Annotated in this window: 14 protein-coding genes and 4 pseudogenes; 14 read left to right on the forward strand and 4 right to left on the reverse strand. The window is 59.2% G+C overall.

Annotated elements, in window-relative coordinates; translation table 11 throughout:
* From NKJ28_RS29815 to NKJ28_RS29845, 7 genes are all read left to right on the forward strand, one after another.
* Window positions 1-1,545: a fumarate hydratase gene (locus tag NKJ28_RS29815; RefSeq protein ID WP_352572430.1), complete on the forward strand. Its 1,545-nt coding sequence runs from the start codon at window positions 1-3 to the stop codon at window positions 1,543-1,545.
* A 504-nt stretch (window positions 1,546-2,049) separates the two neighbouring features.
* A complete protein-coding gene (locus NKJ28_RS29820; protein WP_352572105.1) occupies window positions 2,050-2,547 on the forward strand; it encodes an Lrp/AsnC family transcriptional regulator in 498 nt (165 codons plus the stop codon).
* A gap of 164 nt (window positions 2,548-2,711) precedes the next feature.
* Window positions 2,712-4,118, forward strand: a complete 1,407-nt coding sequence (locus tag NKJ28_RS29825; protein ID WP_352638143.1) for an aminotransferase — start codon at window positions 2,712-2,714, stop codon at window positions 4,116-4,118.
* A gap of 554 nt (window positions 4,119-4,672) precedes the next feature.
* Complete coding sequence (locus tag NKJ28_RS29830; protein WP_352638144.1) at window positions 4,673-5,401, forward strand: LuxR family transcriptional regulator; 729 nt, start codon at window positions 4,673-4,675, stop codon at window positions 5,399-5,401.
* 90 nt (window positions 5,402-5,491) lie between these two features.
* Complete coding sequence (locus NKJ28_RS29835) at window positions 5,492-6,118, forward strand: acyl-homoserine-lactone synthase (protein ID WP_352638145.1); 627 nt, start codon at window positions 5,492-5,494, stop codon at window positions 6,116-6,118.
* 33 nt (window positions 6,119-6,151) lie between these two features.
* The gene (locus tag NKJ28_RS29840; RefSeq protein ID WP_352638147.1) at window positions 6,152-6,409 is read left to right on the forward strand and encodes a transcriptional regulator domain-containing protein; all 258 of its coding nucleotides are present in this window, start codon (window positions 6,152-6,154) and stop codon (window positions 6,407-6,409) included.
* 58 nt (window positions 6,410-6,467) lie between these two features.
* On the forward strand, window positions 6,468-6,962 hold the full coding sequence (locus NKJ28_RS29845; RefSeq protein WP_352638149.1) for a DUF2285 domain-containing protein: 495 nt from the start codon (window positions 6,468-6,470) through the stop codon (window positions 6,960-6,962).
* A 12-nt stretch (window positions 6,963-6,974) separates the two neighbouring features.
* On the opposite strand, the gene NKJ28_RS29850 is transcribed toward NKJ28_RS29845, so the two are convergent.
* Window positions 6,975-7,250 (reverse strand): DNA -binding domain-containing protein, encoded by a 276-nt coding sequence (locus NKJ28_RS29850; protein WP_352638150.1) that lies wholly within the window; start codon window positions 7,248-7,250, stop codon window positions 6,975-6,977.
* Window positions 7,251-7,368: 118 nt separating this feature from the next.
* Between NKJ28_RS29850 and NKJ28_RS29855 the strand changes: the two genes are divergently transcribed.
* The 3 genes and pseudogenes from NKJ28_RS29855 to NKJ28_RS29865 all read left to right on the forward strand — a co-directional run.
* The gene (locus tag NKJ28_RS29855) at window positions 7,369-7,614 is read left to right on the forward strand and encodes a helix-turn-helix domain-containing protein (RefSeq protein ID WP_352638152.1); all 246 of its coding nucleotides are present in this window, start codon (window positions 7,369-7,371) and stop codon (window positions 7,612-7,614) included.
* A gap of 170 nt (window positions 7,615-7,784) precedes the next feature.
* Window positions 7,785-7,997 (forward strand): annotated as a pseudogene (locus NKJ28_RS29860) (helix-turn-helix domain-containing protein); the annotation flags it as partial.
* 353 nt (window positions 7,998-8,350) lie between these two features.
* Window positions 8,351-8,548: pseudogene (locus NKJ28_RS29865) on the forward strand (ArdC-like ssDNA-binding domain-containing protein); the annotation flags it as partial.
* Window positions 8,549-8,941: 393 nt separating this feature from the next.
* On the opposite strand, the gene NKJ28_RS29870 reads toward NKJ28_RS29865, so the two are convergent.
* Both NKJ28_RS29870 and NKJ28_RS33090 read right to left on the reverse strand, forming a co-directional pair.
* The gene (locus NKJ28_RS29870) at window positions 8,942-9,622 is read right to left on the reverse strand and encodes an OmpW/AlkL family protein (protein ID WP_352638160.1); all 681 of its coding nucleotides are present in this window, start codon (window positions 9,620-9,622) and stop codon (window positions 8,942-8,944) included.
* Between the two features lie 272 nt (window positions 9,623-9,894).
* Window positions 9,895-10,187, reverse strand: a pseudogene (locus tag NKJ28_RS33090) (prolyl oligopeptidase family serine peptidase); the annotation flags it as partial.
* Window positions 10,188-11,269: 1,082 nt separating this feature from the next.
* Here NKJ28_RS33090 and NKJ28_RS29880 point away from each other — a divergent pair.
* From NKJ28_RS29880 to NKJ28_RS29895, 4 genes and pseudogenes are all read left to right on the forward strand, one after another.
* A pseudogene (locus tag NKJ28_RS29880) lies at window positions 11,270-12,224 on the forward strand (IS481 family transposase).
* A gap of 561 nt (window positions 12,225-12,785) precedes the next feature.
* On the forward strand, window positions 12,786-14,090 hold the full coding sequence (locus NKJ28_RS29885; protein ID WP_352638154.1) for a lysine N(6)-hydroxylase/L-ornithine N(5)-oxygenase family protein: 1,305 nt from the start codon (window positions 12,786-12,788) through the stop codon (window positions 14,088-14,090).
* Between the two features lie 505 nt (window positions 14,091-14,595).
* Window positions 14,596-15,375 carry a phytanoyl-CoA dioxygenase family protein gene (locus NKJ28_RS29890; RefSeq protein ID WP_352638155.1) on the forward strand — a complete coding sequence of 260 codons (780 nt, stop codon included), beginning with the start codon at window positions 14,596-14,598 and terminating at the stop codon, window positions 15,373-15,375.
* Window positions 15,376-15,713: 338 nt separating this feature from the next.
* A complete protein-coding gene (locus tag NKJ28_RS29895; protein ID WP_352638156.1) occupies window positions 15,714-17,717 on the forward strand; it encodes a class I tRNA ligase family protein in 2,004 nt (667 codons plus the stop codon).
* A 575-nt stretch (window positions 17,718-18,292) separates the two neighbouring features.
* Here NKJ28_RS29895 and NKJ28_RS29900 read toward each other — a convergent pair.
* A partial coding sequence (locus tag NKJ28_RS29900; RefSeq protein ID WP_352638157.1) for a hypothetical protein occupies window positions 18,293-18,556 on the reverse strand: 264 nt, incomplete at its 5' end.

Below are 18,556 nucleotides of genomic sequence, written 5' to 3' on the forward strand. Positions count from 1 at the left end.
GTGGATAGCAAAACACGGACCATTGCCGGCAAGGATATTATAGAGAGCGTCGCCGACGCCCTTCAGTACATCTCGTACTTCCATCCCCTTGACTACATCCGGTACCTTTCGCAGGCATACGCGCGCGAACAGAGCCCGGCGGCTAAGAACGCCATCGGGCAGATTTTGCTGAACTCCCGCATGGCGGCCTTCGGACGGCGCCCGATCTGCCAGGACACCGGTCTTGTGGTGGTCTTTGCAAAGGTCGGCATGGGCGTCCGCGTCAAATCAGCGGCCAGTTTCGCCGACCTCGTAAATGAGGGCGTCCGCCAAGCATATCTCGACCCCCACAATCCCCTTCGACCATCGATCGTCTCGGATCCGCTTGCCGGGCGGGTGAACACGCGCGACAACACGCCGGCAGTCGTCCACGTCGACCTCGTGCCCGGCAACCACATTGAGATCACCATCGCAGCAAAAGGGGGCGGGTCCGAAAACAAGGCGCGTTTCACCATCTTGACGCCTAGCGCGTCTGTTGCCGACTGGGTGGTCGACACCGTTTCGACCCTTGGCAGCGGATGGTGCCCGCCCGGCCTGATCTCGGTCGGCATCGGTGGCAGCGCTGAAAAGGCGATGTTGCTGGCCAAGGAGGCCATGAACGAGCCCATCGACATGTCGGAACTGATCGCCAGGGGGCCGTCAAACGCGGAGGAGGCACTGCGGGTTGAGCTTTATGAGCGGATTAACGCGCTGGGCATCGGCGCTCAAGGCCTTGGTGGGCTGACGACAGTCGTTGATGTCAAGGTTGCAACATATCCTACCCACGCCGCGTCGAAGCCTGTGGCGCTCATTCCGCAATGCGCCGCCAACCGGCACCTGAAGTTTATCTTGGACGGCACAGGACCGGTACAGCTCCAACCGCCCGACCTTTCCGAATGGCCCCAGATCGGTCATGAGGACTTGCACACAACCGGCGTCCGTCGGGTCAATCTCGATGCGCTCACGAAGCATGAGGCGGCATCGTGGCGCTGCGGGGAAACCCTTCTTTTGTCCGGAAAGATGCTGACAGGCCGTGACGCCGCCCACCGGCGAATGGTCGATCTGATCGATGCCGGCGAGCCGCTCCCGGTCGATCTACGGGGACGCGTGATCTACTACGTCGGACCAGTCCGCGCGGTGAGGGATGAGGTCGTCGGGCCGGCTGGCCCGACTACCTCCAGCCGCATGGACGGTTTTACTGAAAAGATGCTCGCCGAGACCGGGTTATATGCGATGGTCGGTAAAGCGGAGAGGGGACCGGCGACCATCGAGTCGATTGTCAGACACAAGGCGCCCTATCTCATCGCAGTGGGTGGCGCTGCGTACCTGATTTCAAAATCGATCAAGGCGGCGCGGCTCGTTGCCTTTGAAGACCTAGGCATGGAAGCCATCTATGAATTTGAGGTGCAGGACATGCCGGTCATCATGGCTGTCGATATTGAGGGAAACTCCATTCATAATTCCGGGCCGCTTGAGTGGCGTAAGCGCATGGCGGCCGACAGCATCGCCCGCAGCATCGGCGTTTGAGTTCGCTGGCTGCCCGAATCCGGCCAGACTCCCGCCTCGGATTTTGGGCCGTATCGGTGACACAGGCGGCCATTTGTGGTTTCAGCTCCTCGGCGAGCCAGACAAGAAAGGCTTTCAAGTCGCTCTCGATGCCAAACGCTCAGTGTAAAGACTGCATCGACCTGCCGTCCTTACGATCGACGCTTAGGGTGCTGTCTAGGGGTGCCAATCGGGGCAAGCACCGGAGATACCAAAAAGATTCGCCATTCATATTCGAGAAGGCCCGCCGCCCGACAGGCGATCACTCCTTTCCAATGCGTCATCGCCCGGTTGGGGGCAGGGGCAATACCCAACTGTTCTACAGCGTCCTGCTTGGATCGTTCTCAGTCCCCCTGACTTCTACAACCTCGCAGTGAAGCTTGCAGGCCGAGGACGAATGACGGCCACTATATTCGTTCGCTTCGATTGATGATGGAATTGGTTGGCACTAATTGCGCTGCGACTACCGCTTGAGAGCAAAATGTCATGAAGCCGAAACCCGATCCTGTGCGACTAGACGCTTGGGATGTCCGGATTCTCTCAGAGATCCAGTCAGATGGTCGGATTTCGAAAAGCGAACTCGCAAAGCGTGTTCACCTTTCCGCGTCGGCCTGTTCGGAGCGGCTCCGCGTGCTCCAAGCCGCAGGGATCATTGAGGGGTTCTATGCGCGATTAAGTCCAGCCCTCATCGGGGGCATCATCTCTATAATGGTGGAGGTGGTTCTGGATCGCCATCGTCTTGAGGATCAACGACACTTCGAAACTGCGATCAAAGAGATTCCGGAAATCCTCGACTGCTGGGCTATCGGAGGGCGGATCGACTATCTGATGCGCGTTTCATCTCCTTCCATGGCTGCGTATCAGGATTTCATGGAGGAATTGCTGCAGGCAGGCTTGGGTATCGAGCAATACTACAGCCTTGTCGTGACGAAACCAGTGAAATCCAACTCACCGATTCCTCTGTCCGCCCTGAGGCAACGGTAAACTCCGGAAGCCTTGGTTTTCACGGCGATTGGTGCCGATTCCGTGAATTCGTCGGCTAAAAGTGTGCATTCCCGCGAAACCCGAGATACGTTTGCCACTATGCTGGTTTCCAACGGGCGGCTGGCCGAGTGTTCCCAGCCGACTGATGCGCGAGGAGAGCGACGATGCGTTTGAGCAATCTGGGAACCGAGCAACTGCGGGAGAAGGATCGAAGCTTCGTCTTTCATCCGTCTACACACTTGGCCAAGCACAGCCGCGGCGAGACGCCAAACCGGATCATGGCCGGCGCAGAAGGCGTGTACATCTGGGATACCGACGGCCGAAAGAGCCTTGACGGTTTCGGAGGGCTTTACTGCGTCAATATGGGATATGGCTGCACGGAGATTGCCGAGGCCATCGCCCGGCAAGCGCACGAGTTGCCGTTCGCCCATGTCTATGCGAGCCAAGGAACTGAGCCAGTCGCACTCTTGGCAGAGGCCGTGGTCGAATATTTCGGTCAAAACATGCGAAGGGTCTTTTTCGGCCTCTCCGGTTCCGACGCCAACGAAACCAACATCAAGCTGGTGTGGTACTACAACAACATTCTCGGTCGCCCTGAAAAGAAGAAGATCATCTCGCGGCACCGCGGATATCACGGGTCCGGGCTGGTCACAGGTAGCCTGACAGGCCTTCTCTTCTTTCACGATTTCTTCGACCTGCCTTTGAATTTGGTGCGCCATACGACGACGCCACACTACTATCGCCAGGCGCGCGACGGCGAAAATGAGGAGGCGTTCTCCAGGCGCTGTGCCAACGAACTTGAAGCCCTTATCCTCGCTGAAGGCCCAGAGACCGTTGCAGCCTTCATTGGAGAGCCGGTACTTGGGACCGGTGGCATCGTTCCGCCTCCGAAGGGATACTGGGCTGCGATTCAGGGGGTGCTTGACAAGTACGACATCCTCCTTATTGCCGATGAGGTGGTCTGCGGCTTCGCGCGAACCGGTGAGAAATTCGGATCGCACCTCTATGGTATGCGCCCGGATTTCGTAACGATCGCCAAGGGCTTGAGTTCCGCCTACCTGCCTATCTCCGGGTCGATTATCGGTGACCGGGTCTGGTCGGTTTTGGAACAAGGGACGGAAAAGCACGGGCCACTCGGCCATGGCTGGACATATTCTGGTCACACGCTTTGCGCGGCGGCCGCGCTTGCCAACATTAAATTGCTAAAGGAAAGAAATATCCTGGAACATGTTCGGGACGTCGGACCGTATTGGCAAGCCCGCATGAAAGCCGAACTGGAGGGACATCCCATGGTTGGCGAGGTTAGGGGCGTCGGCATTCTATCCGCCGTGGAGCTGATGCGGGATCCGAAGGGGCGGGTACCATTTGAACCCGGACTTCAGGTCGGCGTGCGCGCCGCCGCTGCTCTGTTTGAAAACGGTGTCATAGGCCGCGCCATGCCGCATGGCGATATCCTCGGCTTTGCCCCACCTCTGATCATTACCCGAAAAGAGATCGACATCATCGTCGACGCAACCGCGAAATCAGTCGATACGACCTATCGCGCGCTGAAGGCGGAGGGCGCGATATGATCTGACGTGACGGATGACGCCTCCCACTCGGATCGACCAGGATATGACCTCCGGGAGCCCTGTGGCGTCATGAGCTGGCGCGCGCAAAACAACCCGCTTCGCTTTAAGGCAACTTGCATGGAGGATGTGCGAGCCGATGCCGAAAATGCGACGTCAATCTCGAAAAATACAGAACCGCCTTCGCGTCCGAGACGGTGACGTAGGGCTGCTGCAAGAATTGTAGAGGTGATGCTCTCACAGACCACAGACCGCAATACCGTGAGGCTGAGCTCCTCCATGGAGCAGTCTCAACAGCCCCGCAAACAGACACCCCGACCGTAATGAAGTGCAAACCCAAGAGGACAACTGTCACTGCTGAGAGACGACGCTGGAATGAGGTCTCGGTGTCGACAAGAGCGTCGTCGAAGCAAAAATATCGCCCTCCCAAGGCGCACCGGCCCGGCACGGAGCTCAGTCTCCTGCCGGGCCTTCATCCTTGCATGGCCGCGCTTTGGTCGACCCGGGCTCCGATATGGGGGGCCAGAAGCCATGAGCCAACTCACTGCAATTTAGCTATGCAAGACGTTTTTCATAAATTTGTCGAGCAAATCGCAGACAGCGCTGACGCGACAGACCTGCGCAACGCTTTACGGGAGATTGCTTCTTCGCTCGATTTGCCATCTTTTGCCTATCTTTTCCCTTCGCCTGGCAAGGGCCGCAAGGTGCGCCTGATTTCCACCTACCCTCAATCCTGGACATCTCACTACCTTCACAGTCGGTATGAAAAGATTGACCCGGTTATCCATCAGGCGCGTGGTGGTCAGGAACCATTCAACTGGGATGCGCACGGCGCTGATCTCGAACTGTCGACGCAGCAGCGACAATTGATGGATGAGGCGACGCAATTCGGCATTCACTGCGGCTTTACGATCCCGATCCATGACAGCACCGGTACGTTTGCAGCACTGACCTTCGCCTCGGATGAAAGGCGACCACTGTTCTTCCGCCTGATTGACCGATATGACCGCGTGCTGCAGCTCATCGCGATCTTCTTCCATCTTCATGCCTGTCGCAAGCTGGCCGACGGCAGGATCGTGGATGGCGTTTCCCTATCGCGAAGGGAAATCGAGTGTCTGAAGTGGGCGGCTCGCGGAAAGACGGCGTGGGAGATCGGCCGCATCTTGGGAATCAGTCGGCACACCGCAGCCTATCATCGGGATAACGCCAGGAAGAAGCTTGGCGTGAAGACGGCTATTCAGGCAGCTGTTCGGCTTGCACTATCCCGGCCATCTCTCTTCACCTGATCTCCGAAACCTGGGCACATACACAGGTTGTATCAACTCCGGCCTTCGCCTTCAATCGCAGGGGCTATCCATGCGAGGGAGAAGGCCATCATGATGCAGTTGATCACGCCGGATTGCTACGCCGAGTTCGTCGACGAGCTCACCCAGATGCACCGCTTGCGGCATCGCGTCTTCAGGGATCGACTTGATTGGGACGTTTCGGTCAGCGGTGGCTATGAGATCGATCCTTTCGATGTGCTGCGCCCCCACTATCTCTTGCTGCGGGCGCCGACCGGACGCATCGACGGCTGCGTGCGCCTGTTGCCGACTACAGGACCGACGATGCTGCGCGATAGCTTCTTCGCTCTCCTTGCTGACCGTTCAGCGCCGGAAGATCCGCGGGTTTGGGAAAGCAGCCGTTTTGCGCTTGATCTGCCGCCTTCCGCGCCGAAACAGGCGGGCATCGCAATTGGCACCTACGAGCTGTTTGCCGGAATGGTCGAGTTTGGTTTGTCACGCGGTCTGAGCAACATCGTCACCGTAACCGATCTGCGCATAGAGCGGATCTTGCGTCGCGCCGGCTGGCCACTCGAACGGTTGTCCGATCCGCAAATAATCGGCAACACACGTGCCGTTGCCGGATATCTCGACGTCTCGACAGAGAGCTTGGAAGCCCTCCGTCGCAATGGCGGACTCAAGGGCCCGGTGCTGTGGACACCGGTCATGAAGATCGCCTGAGCCTGGAATCCAACCCTTTCTGGAAATGATGCAATGGACGAAACAAGACCTGGCCCTGCTTGGCCGGACAGGCAAGATGATGGTGACTATCGCTATGTCGAGCGGCTGACCAGCCGAGGCTGGGCCTGGGAATTCCTCAGGCGCAATCCGGACTTCCAGAAGGATCTGACGAACGCGCTGCTCGGTGCCGAACGCACGAACGCCCGGTCCGGGGATATTATCAGCCTGCCGTCGAACACTGTTGATCTGTCGCGGTGGGGCCTTCTGTTTTGCAAGCTCGAAAGGAACTGATGCGAGCGTCTTTTGGTGCCCTTGGCAATGTCCGCATGTTTTACCGGTTGCTGCCGAAATGGGGGCGCGGCCGCGCGGGGTCGACGTGCTCGATCTCGCCGCGCACTCCTGCCGCATCTCCATACTCCTCACGCGGGATGGGCATCAGCACGTCCTTGTCGAGGACAGTGGCAGGAGCTTGCAGTTGGCTGCCTCAGGCGTCAGCATCCTCGATGCTGTGCGATTGACATCCTCCGTCCTCTGGTCGCCAGAGGAACTGAAGCAACGCCTGAACGCGTTGGAATGCCTGAACAGCCTCTGTTGGACCGGCAGGCTGCAACCAGGATTCTTTCCGACCGAGCCCCGTTGCTCGCGGTTGCGCCGCGTCTTGCGTGCGCTCGACGGCTCCATCGCTGGCGCACCACACCGCGAAATCGGCCTTGCCCTCTTCGGCAGAGCCCGCGTCGAGCAGGACTGGGCCGACCCCGGTGACCATCTTCGCGACAGCGTCCGCCGTGCAGTCAGACGCGGGCGCTCGCTTATGAACGGCGGGTATAAGCGGTTTCTTCTATAGCGATCGTCACCCTCAGGCCTCTTGGCCAGCGAACAGCTCTTTGTACCCCGCGATCACCAGCCAGTGGGCGCGCGCGAGATGGCTGCGAACCGCCTTTTGGGCGCGAGCTGGCTCTCGCACTGAATCAATGCCCAATATCGCCTGCGCCATCTCTTCTTCGCTGGCATTGCCGGCGCATGCGTCTATGAGTCTCAGATAGATCCTGAAGTGCTCATTGTCATAAGCGGTCAGGCTCTCCGCCCAGGGGACCTCGTCGGCAACAGCAGGTTGGAGCAATCTGTCTTCCATTTTATGTCTCGCTGTATGAATTCCCCGTGTCCACCTTTAACTGCACAATATCCTAAAATGGGATAATCCGAAACTGGGATTAGTCCATGAGCCGGTTCCTTCTTGGCCGGTTCGTCTGATGTCGAAATCCCTTCGATCACCTCGCCAGCGCTGGCTGCTGAAAAGGTTGATAGCGGCGCGCAAAAATATCGGATTCACCCAGAGCCAGGTTGCTGAAATGCTAAGCCGCCCGCAGTCGTTCGTCGCCAAGTATGAGGGTGGTGAACGTGGGCTGGACGTAATTGAGTTTCTCGACGTAACCGAGGCTCTCAAAATCGATCCTTGCGAGCTGCTGGCACAAATGCGTCGCTCTCGTGACCTGTAGATGGCGTTGCGGTTGTTTGGGTGTCAAACTTCATGATTTACGTCCTTGAGTTCACGATCAGCGGGATTTGTCCTCGCGAAAGTGATGCCGTGCAGCCGCTCCCCTTTGTTGTCTCTGATTTTTGTAGAGAATACTTGTGAAATCCTCGACAAGAGGGTGGCTTCTCGTGCATGGAAATACGAGAGGTCGTTGCCCGCAATCTGCGTAGGCATCGCCAAAAAAGAAATTGTCGCAGGAAGCGCTGGCGCATGAGGCTGGCGTCGACCGAACATATGTCAGCGCACTTGAGCGCTCGATCTATGCCGCCCAGCATTGATACGGTGGCAAAACTCGCCAGAGTGCTCGGAATCGAACCGGCCGATTTACTGAACCCTCATTCTGAACAGTCGGAAGCAGGGACGAAACCGCGGTTGATGAGACTCGCCCAGAAGGTTTCCAAGCATTTCATGCTGCTGACAGGAGCGCCCGCGCGCCTGACGACGCGCACCAACGGCCGCCGCCCTTGCGGGCGGCGCGGTTTGTCTGTTGGCCTTTCCCGGTGGCGCGGGGTGGGCGGCACTCCCTTCTAGGCCCGCCGCGGCAGCCCGCAACCCTTCGCGTGCCGCTCAGGGTCCTCCTCTTCGTTCCGGTCCTTCGGATGCGGTCCGCCTACCACGGCGGGCCTTTCCGGTCGCGACTCGCCGCCCACCCCGCTCCCGGGGCAAGGCGCGGCGATTGGCGAGCGGAGGATGAGACGATGCATGCAAACAGCAAGCGTTCCGCCAGCGCAGAGGCTGGCGCAGGCAAGGGCGGGCGCCCCGGCGCCAGCCTTTATCAGGAGATCACGGACCGCATCATTGCCGAGCTGGAGCGCGGCACCGTGCCATGGGTCAAGACATGGGGCAGCGCAAAGGCAGGCCTTGGCCTGCCGAGGAATGCATCCTCTGGGCGCCAGCCACCGCTCTTGCGGCGAAAGAACAGCAGCTGTCGCCGCATGGCTGAACAAGGCATCTTGTCGGCGTCGAGGAGCTCCGTGCTCGCCTACGCAGGCGCATAGCTCAGATATGACGTCCGGGAGACTCATGCCGGGCAAAAACTCTAATTTTAGCATTCCATCAACAATACCCAAAAGCCATCTTGGTCCGAAGCGCATCTAAGCACGTCCATTTCAGGCGTTAGTCGAGGCCGCATTGACCAGGGGTACCTTCTTGGTCCGCTGGAGAAGGGCGGCCGCCCTCCTCCAGCGGCTTCTTCAAGTGTCGCCCGTGCAGGGATGACCGCAAAAAAGGGCGCACGAGGCGCCCTTCTTTTCAGATCGGCTATCAGCAGCCGTCTTCACCTTTCGTTGTTAGAAGCGGTAGGTGACACCTGCGCCTATCAACCAGGGATCGAGCTCCGCCTTCCCTGTCCGCTTCGAGCCGTCGACCGTGACGTCGAAGTCTGGCTTGAGGAAAAGCTTCTTCACATCGAAGTTGACGCCCCAATGCTGATCCACCATGTAGTCGAATCCGACCTGCAGCGCGGTGCCGAACGTGTTCTTAACCTTGAGAGCATCGGCGCTGCCGGCATCCTGCTTATAGAATATCGTGTAGTTCACGCCGGCGCCGACATAGGGCTTGAAAGCGCCGAAATCGGTAAAATGATACTGCAATGTGAGCGTAGGCGGCAGCAGCCAAACCTTGCCGATCTTGCCAAGCCCGCCGATCGTTCCTTGGCCGTCGATGTTGGCGTAGGTGGTGCCGAGTATGAGCTCCGTGGCGATGTTGTCCGTGAAGAAATAGGAGATATCGAGTTCCGGCGTCACCGTGTTTGAATAAGAAAGATCGGAGCCGGGCACTGCATTGACGTAGCCCGAATCCTCAGTGACGACCCCCAACGCACGCAGGCGGATCTGCCAAGGGCTTGGCGCTTCCGTGACCGAGGCTCCTGCCTGCGGGACGCTCGCCGCTTGCGCAAGGTCCGCCGCGACGGCCTGCTGTCCCATCACGATGAGGACAACGGCCGCTGTTACTCCCCGCGCCGCACGCATTTGGTTTCTCGCCATGATACTCTCTCCTTGCTCTTCAGAAATGTGGACTGAACTACGAAAAGTCTTGCTCGAATTGCTTGGGATGGCCGCGGCGCTCATGCGCAGTTTGCGTGGGACCGCGCACACATTATTTGCGCCGTGCTCGCAATTATCGACCCTGTACTCACTCAGAAGTAAGCGGGATAACCAAAGGCCTGCAGCTTTGCGGCCGTCTTACCCGGGTGGCCCGGGTGGACGCACGCCCGCTTCGTGGTGGCGAGCAGGATCGGCGGATAGGCGACAAGGGTGGTCCCGGCGCCACAGTGCGCGCGGATTTCCGGCATCCTGCTAGAAAATTGTAGAGGTACTGACCGCGGCGCGTGATCAGTACCTTGTCAGGACGGTCGAAGATCGCTGTCAGGGCGTCGTGCTCGCGATCGAACTGTGTTCCACCGAGGTGCCCCAGGGTCCTGGCCGACTGGCTGGCGGCCCAGGCAAGTGTCGGTTCTCCTTCTACATCTTCGAGCCAAAGATAGGGATCATCGTCCGGGGCATTCAGCGTTGGGCGGAAATCGAATACGGTCATGTCCGGATAACGTGAAGAATGATGTCGACTGGAAAACAGCCGCAACGTCCTGTCGGCTCGGAAAGGCCCAGTTTTCGCGGCTGCGACCGCATGTTCGGCGAGCTTGATCATGGCATGATTTCTCCTCAGTCCTTGCCGCAGCGCGTTTGCGGATAGCCTGGCACGTGTCGTGCCAAACGAGAAAATCATTTCACAACAATGACATGGCTCTGATTGCGGTGTGTCTCATGTCCGACTTTGTCGAAGACCCGACAACGAGTGCAGACGTGACCGCCTGATAGAACCTCCTGTGCGAGCTCGGTGGGCACTGCGGAATAGGCAGTGAAGCTCACCGCGAAACTGGCCGAGCTTCGGACCGACATCGGCGACGGGGCGATCGACGACCACTACGTCGCCGGTGTCGGGCGCGGCACAGCCTGAGGACTCCGCGGCGGCGATCATCAAATAACTGCGTTTACGATGGCTCCATCCTGGGCCACCGGTCGGCGCGCACAAGACTGCTTTGCGGCCTCATCCCTCCGCCTGGATTGAGACGCAGGAACCGAATGGCGCACGTGCTTTTTGAACCGGCAGAGTGGTCATAATGCAATTGTCTTCCGGGTATCTTTACAGAGATTCGATAATCCAGTTGGTGAAGGTCCCAGATCGCACAATCATTGATGCGCTCAGGTCTGGGCATGCGGCCATCCGCAACCATCTCATCAAAGAGCATGGATCCGACACCAACATAGAGAATTGCTTTCCCATGAGAGGCCTCGCGGCGGACATGAGATTGCGTCACCCTTCATGATCGCGGCCTCCGAGGATGTCGGGATCGAGCCAGTGCAACGGCACGATAGGGCGAAGGATCTGGCAGCTCTTGCAACTGTCGACCTCGATGGGAGAAGGCATATCGCGATCTGTCCGGCAGAGACACCAGGTTCTGCACTGTCGGTTCATGAAGACTTCGTGCTGGTCTCCATGAGAGAAGTATTCTGGTGCAGAAGGTGCCCGATTAGCTGTGAGCTTTCCATAGGTTGTCCATCCGATCCTGGCCGAGGAGACTGAGGTTGTCGAAGCTTCACTGATTCCAGGAGGATCGGATGAACGTGCACAAGAATGCCCGGCTGACGCGGCACGGTCGAGAGCGAATCGTCAGGCAAATCGAGAGCGGGCAACCGCCGGAGGCCGTTGCCGAAGCCGCAGGCGTTTGCCCGCGGACTGTCTACAAGTGGGTCGATCGATACAACCGCGAAGGTCTGGCCGGCCTTGAAGATCGCTCATCGCGACCGCACCGGCTCCGCCGGCCTACGCCCCAGGCCGCTGTGGAGATGATCGAACGGCTGCGCCGTCAGCGCTGGACCGGCAAGCAGATCGCTTGCGAGGTTGGCGTCTCGCCGGCCACCGTCAGCCGGGTTCTGCGCCGACTGGGCTTTAACAAGCTCAGCGCGCTGGAACCCGAGCCCGTGCGCCGCTACGAGCGGGAACATCCGGGCGAATTCATCCATCTCGACATCAAGAAGCTCGGCCGGATTGGTTCGGTCGGACATCGCATTGCCGGACGCAAAACGGGCGTGGTCAACCGCAACCTCGGTATCGGTTGGGAGTTCGTCCATGTCTGCATTGATGACGCCTCTCGCGTCGCCTTTGTGCAGGTCATGCCCGACGAGCGCAAAGAGAGCGCCGTGGCGTTCCTGGAGGTCGCCGTCGCCTACTACGCCAGGCTGGGCATCCGCATCGAGCGCGTGATGACCGACAACGGATCATGCTACCGGTCAAAGGCTTTCCGGGCAGCATGCAAACGTCTCGGCCTGCGACACATCTTCACCCGGCCGCACACGCCAAAAACCAACGGCAAGGCCGAGCGCTTCATTCAGACGAGCCTGCGCGAATGGGCCTACGCGCGTGCCTACAACTCTTCGATCGAGCGCACCGCCGAACTGCCGCGATGGCTCCATCGCTATAATTGGCATCGCCCTCACGCCAGTTTAGGATCAAAACCGCCAATCAGTCGTCTTGGTCTTGCTCAGGACAACCCTGTTGAGGCTCCACAATTAGTTATTCGGAAAAGGCGACATCGACGTGCAAATCGGGCGTCCCCGGTAGGCGTCCCCCTCAATGTCGGATTTCCGACAGGATCGCAAATCCGCCAACCGATTGTTTAATAGGGGTTTCCTTCTCTGGCACGGCCCATGCATGGGACTCTGCGAACGCATCAGCGAGACGTCGTCCATGATCAGGCGCACCGAAAATGCCGTCGCCGCAGTGAAAACCGCGCTCTCGCCTGCCATCAGCCGCCGAAAGGCGGCGCGTCATGGTCGAGGCGGACGATTGCGCCAACACCTTAATGGGCCTGGAAAGCGTTCGCGTGACCGCGACGCGGGCACCAGACCGGGCGGAAAGGACATACGTCGTTGCCCCACGTCGCCGGCATGACCCGTCGATTGTCACCGCGCTGGAATGCTCGGGTCTACATTCGACGACCCGAACACGCTGGACAAATTCTCGCAAACCCGGTCGGGACCGGGGCTCGAAAACGTCCGCGAGGGGGCCCAATGGCTATGGCCGATATTCGCCGCGAACAAGCCGCCTAGTGGGAAGACTCTATAGGAGGAAGCAGTGGAGTTATCTTGCGTTGGGGTCGGTGCTGGGCCGTGTAATTTGAGCCTTGCGTGTCAGATACACGAGCAAGTTGGGCAAGGGGCATTGTTCCTGGATCGGCAGGTCGACTTCCGCTGGCATCCAGGCATCGCATTCGATTCCTCGGAGCTCCAGGTCAGCCACTTCAAGGATCTGGTCACACTGGTGAATCCGCGATCAGCCTACACTTTCGTAAACTTCCTGCACGAGAACGGGCGTTTGTACCACTTCCTGAACGCACAGTTCGAGGTTGTGTTCAGAGCTGAGTTTGAGCAGTACCTGAACTGGGCCTTCCACAGGAACCCACTTGTCCATGGCGGCGAGACCGTGCACGAAATCCGCTTTGACGGCGAGTTTCGGGTGCGGACGGATAAGGCGGTCCTCGGCGCCAGAAACGTTGTGGTCGGCATTGGCAAGCAGGCGCAAATTCCGCCTCAGTTTCAGGGCTGGACTGGACGCAACCTGTTCCACTCATCTGTTTTACTGCACATCCATCCTGAGGTGCGGAGAAAACATGTCTGCGTGGTTGGCGGAGGCCAGTCGGGAGCCGAGGTGATGTTGCACCTTGTCGGCCTGCCGAAAGAACGGCGGCCTGCCTCGATCACTTGGGTCTCGCAGCGTGAGAACTACCTGCCTCTCGACGACAGCCCGTTCACAAACGAGTTGTTCATGCCCTGCTTTTCGGATCGTTTCGCGGCGATGAGCGAGTCGCAGCGTAAGCTGCTCCTGCGGCGTTTCGTGCTTGCCTCGGACGGCATTTCGGAAAGCACGTTGCGCGCGATCTATCAGGCGCTGTACCGCCACGCATTTTTCGAGCCAAACCGATCCGACATCACACTGCGGCCGGGCTGCACCGTCTCGCACTGCATCAACGCCGGCGCGGGTCACAGGCTGACCCTGCAGCACGGCATGGTCGAGGTCGAAGAAGTCACGGCTGACATCGTCATCCTGGCCACCGGTTACGAGAACGCGGTGCCAGACTTCTTGGAACCCATCGCGCACCGGCTGGAGCAGATCGACAATGAATTAGCTATTCGCGAGGATTTTTCGGTGAGCTGGGACGGACCGCGTGACAGACGCATCTTCGTACAAAACGCGAGCCTCGGGCAGCGCGGCCTGGCCGATCCGAACCTAAGCCTGCTGGCCTGGCGCGCGCGCCGCATCCTCGATAGCCTTCTTGGGCGCGCGCCATGCGCGAACCCCGAGCATCCTGGCTTCATCAGCCATACCTCGATCGAGAGCTGGCCCGCCCCCGCAGCCGAAGAAATGGGCAGCGGGATATGACTCGTAGACTTTTGATCATCGGCGGTGGCATCCTAGGAATGATGTCCGCCTCCGCTGCGGCGAAGGCCGGAGGCTTCTCCGAAATCAACGGGACCGAACAAGCCCTTGGACCAAGCGGCGCATCGCATTATTCTGGGGGCGTGCATTTCCCCTACGGTTGTCAAGACCGTACCAGGTCGCTCACTCGAAAGAGCGCCGTGGTCTTGGCGGCCATGGCTGGGTCGGACGTCCACGGATGGTGCCGGCTTTTAGCGATGCGTGTCGTGGCTGGAGCGGGTGAAGCGATTGATCCGGCCCAGTTTGCGGAACCCGTGGACCCGGCTGAGCCTGATATAGGCAGTCTCGCGCCGAGCTTCTGCGGACAATATCCGCCGGAGCGGAACGCACTTAGCATCGCCGTCCCACATGACGTGAGTCCGTCTCCGTGGACCCGCAACTTGACCAGCGCCCGACTGCCCTAATTGGGATGTCCACCAACCAGTCTTTCCAACAGGAGGCTTTTCGCATGTTGACTGATGCACAAAGAGAAAAGTGGCAGAAAGACGGATACGTCAGGCTCGAAAGGTTCTTCGCTCCAGCGGCTCAGGAAGATATCTCTACTTTTGTCGAAGATATGTCACGCTGGGATGTCAGCGATGATAAATGGCTTATGTGGTTCGAGAAGACGACGGACAATCGAAAGATCATCTCCAAGATCGAGAATTTTCTCGACTTCCATGATCCATTGCGTCGTTTGCTCTTAGAAGATCAGCGCATAAAGTCAGCGGTCGAGGATTTGCTTGGCGAAGATTCGCGCAGGCTCAAGGAGTTGCTGATTTTCCACTACCCCGACAGCGGCGGCTATCTCCCGCATCAGGACATTTATCACATTCCACACAAACTCCCCGACCGGATGGTCCATGCGGTGGTTGCCATAGGCATCGACGACTCCGACCCGGAAAACGGCGGGCTTTTCTTCAGCCCCGGCAACCACAAGAAGGGGGTGTTTCCCATGGATGCCGGTGGGGTGATCGATCCTCAAGTCGCCGAAATGTTCTCCTGGGAACCCGTAGTATGGAAGGCTGGCGACATCTTCATCTTCGACGATTACGCACCGCACTACTCACGACCGAACAAAAGCAATCGTTCGCGGCGGACACTCTACTTGGTGTTCCAGCGTGCTTCAACCGGTGGACCGACCCGCGCTGAATATAACGTGCTTAAGCGCGCCCTTAACCCGCCCGAGGGCAAAGTGGCCGATCTCAACAAACTCAAGCCCCCAAATGGCATTTTCTATCGCGATTGAGCTCACGCAGCCAGGCGGAGGCATGCACGTGAAACTGATCGACCGCTCAAAAATGCGCGGAGAGTGTGGCGTTCTGATTTGCGGGCTCGCGGAGCCTCGACCGCAGCCCGTTACGACGCTTTGGCACGTGGATTGTGGAGGTGGTCGCAGGGCGGTCTTCTATGACGCCTACAGCCCGACTGGCGCCCCCCTCGTCGCCCGCCTGGCGGCCCAGAGCCGCATTATTCTGGCCGGGGCCGCCAACGGGTTGGGCTGCCGCTTCTCTGCGCAACTTGCACAAGAGGCTGTTGCGTTGGCAGCCGAAGGTCCCACTGCTTGAACAGCTTAGGTTCGTTGTCATGCGCAAATACACGGTTTCTCGAACGGAGCTGTCGCGGGCGTTCGGTATCGACATGGCCACGCTTGGAACGGGAAGCGTCGGCACCGGTTTTTCGTTCGGTAGGGTGGTACCGGGCGTTACATCCGAGCCCCATCGGCACGACGAAATCGAGGCCTTCGTGGTCCTGTCTGGCGCGGGCAAGGTCACTACCGACCGTGGGGAAATCTCGGTCGAGGCGGGCGATGTCGTTCTGTTCCACCCTTTTGAAGCGCATGTGCTGCGCAACGATGGGGACGAAGACCTAAATTTCGTCGATGTCTACTGGCGAGACGGCAAGGCCGCCCTTGATGCCGCTGCAAAAACCACGGCTCCACGCGGGCCGATCTTCGTCTTCTCCACGCCGCCAACGCCAAATGGCGATCTGCATCTGGGGCATCTTTCTGGCCCCTATTTCGGCGCCGACGTCTATACTCGTTTCCTGCGCATGAAAGGAGTCGAAGCATATCACCTCACTGGAAGCGATGACAACCAGAGCTACGTCACGACACGCGCCGATGCCGATCAATCGACGCCTGCAAACGTGGCGCACTACTACGCGGACGAGATTCGCGCCACGCTTGCACTTTTCGATTGTGAGGTCCACAGCTTCCAACCCACAATGGGCGATGACGGTTACGGCGAGTTTCAAGCCGCGTGTTTCCGCAGTCTTCTGAGCAGCACGGCGGTAGATCTGCGCCAGAGCCCTGCGCTTTTCGATGCTGTGACAGGCCACTATCTTTACGAGCCGGATGTTAGCGGCCTCTGCCCCGATTGCGGCGGCTCCGCCGCTGGCAACATCTGCGAGGAATGCGGCGCCCCAAACCTTTGCCATGACTTGGGTGCAGCCCGGTCACGGCAGTCTGCCGAGGCGCCGCTGGTCGGCTCCGTCCGCCGCCCGGAACTTGCCTTGGACCGATGCTACGACAATATCGACCGGCATCTAAGGGCGTCGGGCGTCCCGCTACGGATCTTGGATCTCTTCGCGCGCCTACGCCGACGCGGCAACTTTTCAGTGCCCATTACCCACCCCTCGGACTGGGGCCTGCCGGCCGAAGGGTTCCCGGGGCAAGTGATCTGGGTCTGGCCGGAAATGGCCTTCGGTTTTCTTTACAACATCCAGGCGCTGGGCCGCTTGCTGGGTCGCGACTGGAAGGCGGAGTTGCCCGGCAACGACTGGCAGATTGTCCATTTCTTCGGCTTCGACAATTCGTTCTACCACGCGCTACTCTACCCCGCTCTTTACGCCCAGGTCTTCTCCCACTGGACGCCACGCATCCACTATCACGTCAACGAGTTCTACCTGCTCGACGGCAAGAAGTTCTCAACCAGCTGCCGCCATGCGGTCTGGGGCAAGGAGGTTCTGAGCCCAAAGACAGTCGACGTCGTGCGCCTCCATTTGGGCCTGACACGCCCGGAAGGTGAGCGGACGGATTTCAGGCTGGACGCGCTGCGCCGCACCGAGAACGAGGTGTTCCAAGGGATCTGGCTGAACTGGCTCGATGCGTTGAACCAGGAAATCAAGCAGGATTTTGGCGGCCGTGTACCCGATGCAGGCGACTGGAGCCCGGCCGACCGCGCCTTCTTTGCTCGGATAGAGATCTATCGCGCGGCGATGGAACGCGCCTATTCGGACGAAGGCTTCTCCGTCCGGCGCGCGGCCGCTCAGGTCTGCGATTTCGTGCGCGATTGCGTGATCTACCGTCGGGCGCAAGCCTATGCGGCGGCGCGACGTTTCTATCCCGCCCGCAATCGGACTTCGCTAGCCCTTCAGATGACGGCCGCTGCGATCCTGGCACCGACACTCGCTCCGCTGATGCCCCGATTCGCCAGAACGCTGGCGCGAGGCATCGATGGCGTCTCAACCGAAACATGGCCCCGGTCCGTCCAGCGCCTTGCGCCCGGGACGCGCTTTGATCTCGGACCCGTGTTGGTGTTCTACGCCAAATCCGGCAATGCTCATCTCGATGAGGAGGAAGCACTATGAGCCCAAAGGTGCACCAGTGAGCTATCCCAATCTCGACCAGATCTGCGCGGTAATCAAAGCCGATGATGCCAAATATCTTTACTCGCTGTCACTGGCGACCGAAGCCGCTATCAGACGGCAGAGACCAGATTGGCGGACCTGAACCGACGCATCATCGACACCCTGGCCCGCGCCTTCGAGGACCGCGCGGCCGATCGCTTCCCAGCCCTTGCTGTTTCGTGCCGCAAATGCCCTGTGGGCTCGACTGCGCTGACCAACCTCTTCGGCATCGCGGGATTTCCGTCCTCCAGACGGTCAAGACTGTCATGCGGTTCGAGGCGCTTGGTCAACCTGGCGCGCCCTGGATCGTGCGCCGATCACCGGAAATGTCGAATGCGAATGCCTGCCTGATGGTATCTTCGATTCTGTCCGAGCCTGTACTGGCGCGGCAGTCGGCCGAAGAACAACTGAGCTACTGACAATCGGAAGGTAGCAGGTTCAAAATTCTGCCCCACAAACCGGATATTGCGCACAGCCAGCGTTCGCGATCGCGATGGTGCATGCGGATTCCGACGTGAAGCCGGCCACCATTCCGATCAAACACCGGCCACCATTCCGGTATGAAGCCGGCCACCATTCCAACCAAAGACCGGCCAGTTTTCGGCACTGAAGATTACCTCCTGGGCCAGCAACTTTGGCATCAATTGCCTCGCGATGAACGAGGACATTTTGATGCCGGCAAAGAGAAGGCTGACCATGAGACAGTTGAGACAAATGCTTCGGCTTGCCGGAAGCGGGACCAGTTCCCGCGAGATTGCGGTCGTGCTGGGAATAGCACGCAGTACGGTGCAGGATAATCT

Source organism: Mesorhizobium sp. M0145 (genome assembly GCF_040322355.1).
In the GTDB taxonomy this organism is placed as follows: Bacteria; Pseudomonadota; Alphaproteobacteria; order Rhizobiales; family Rhizobiaceae; genus Mesorhizobium.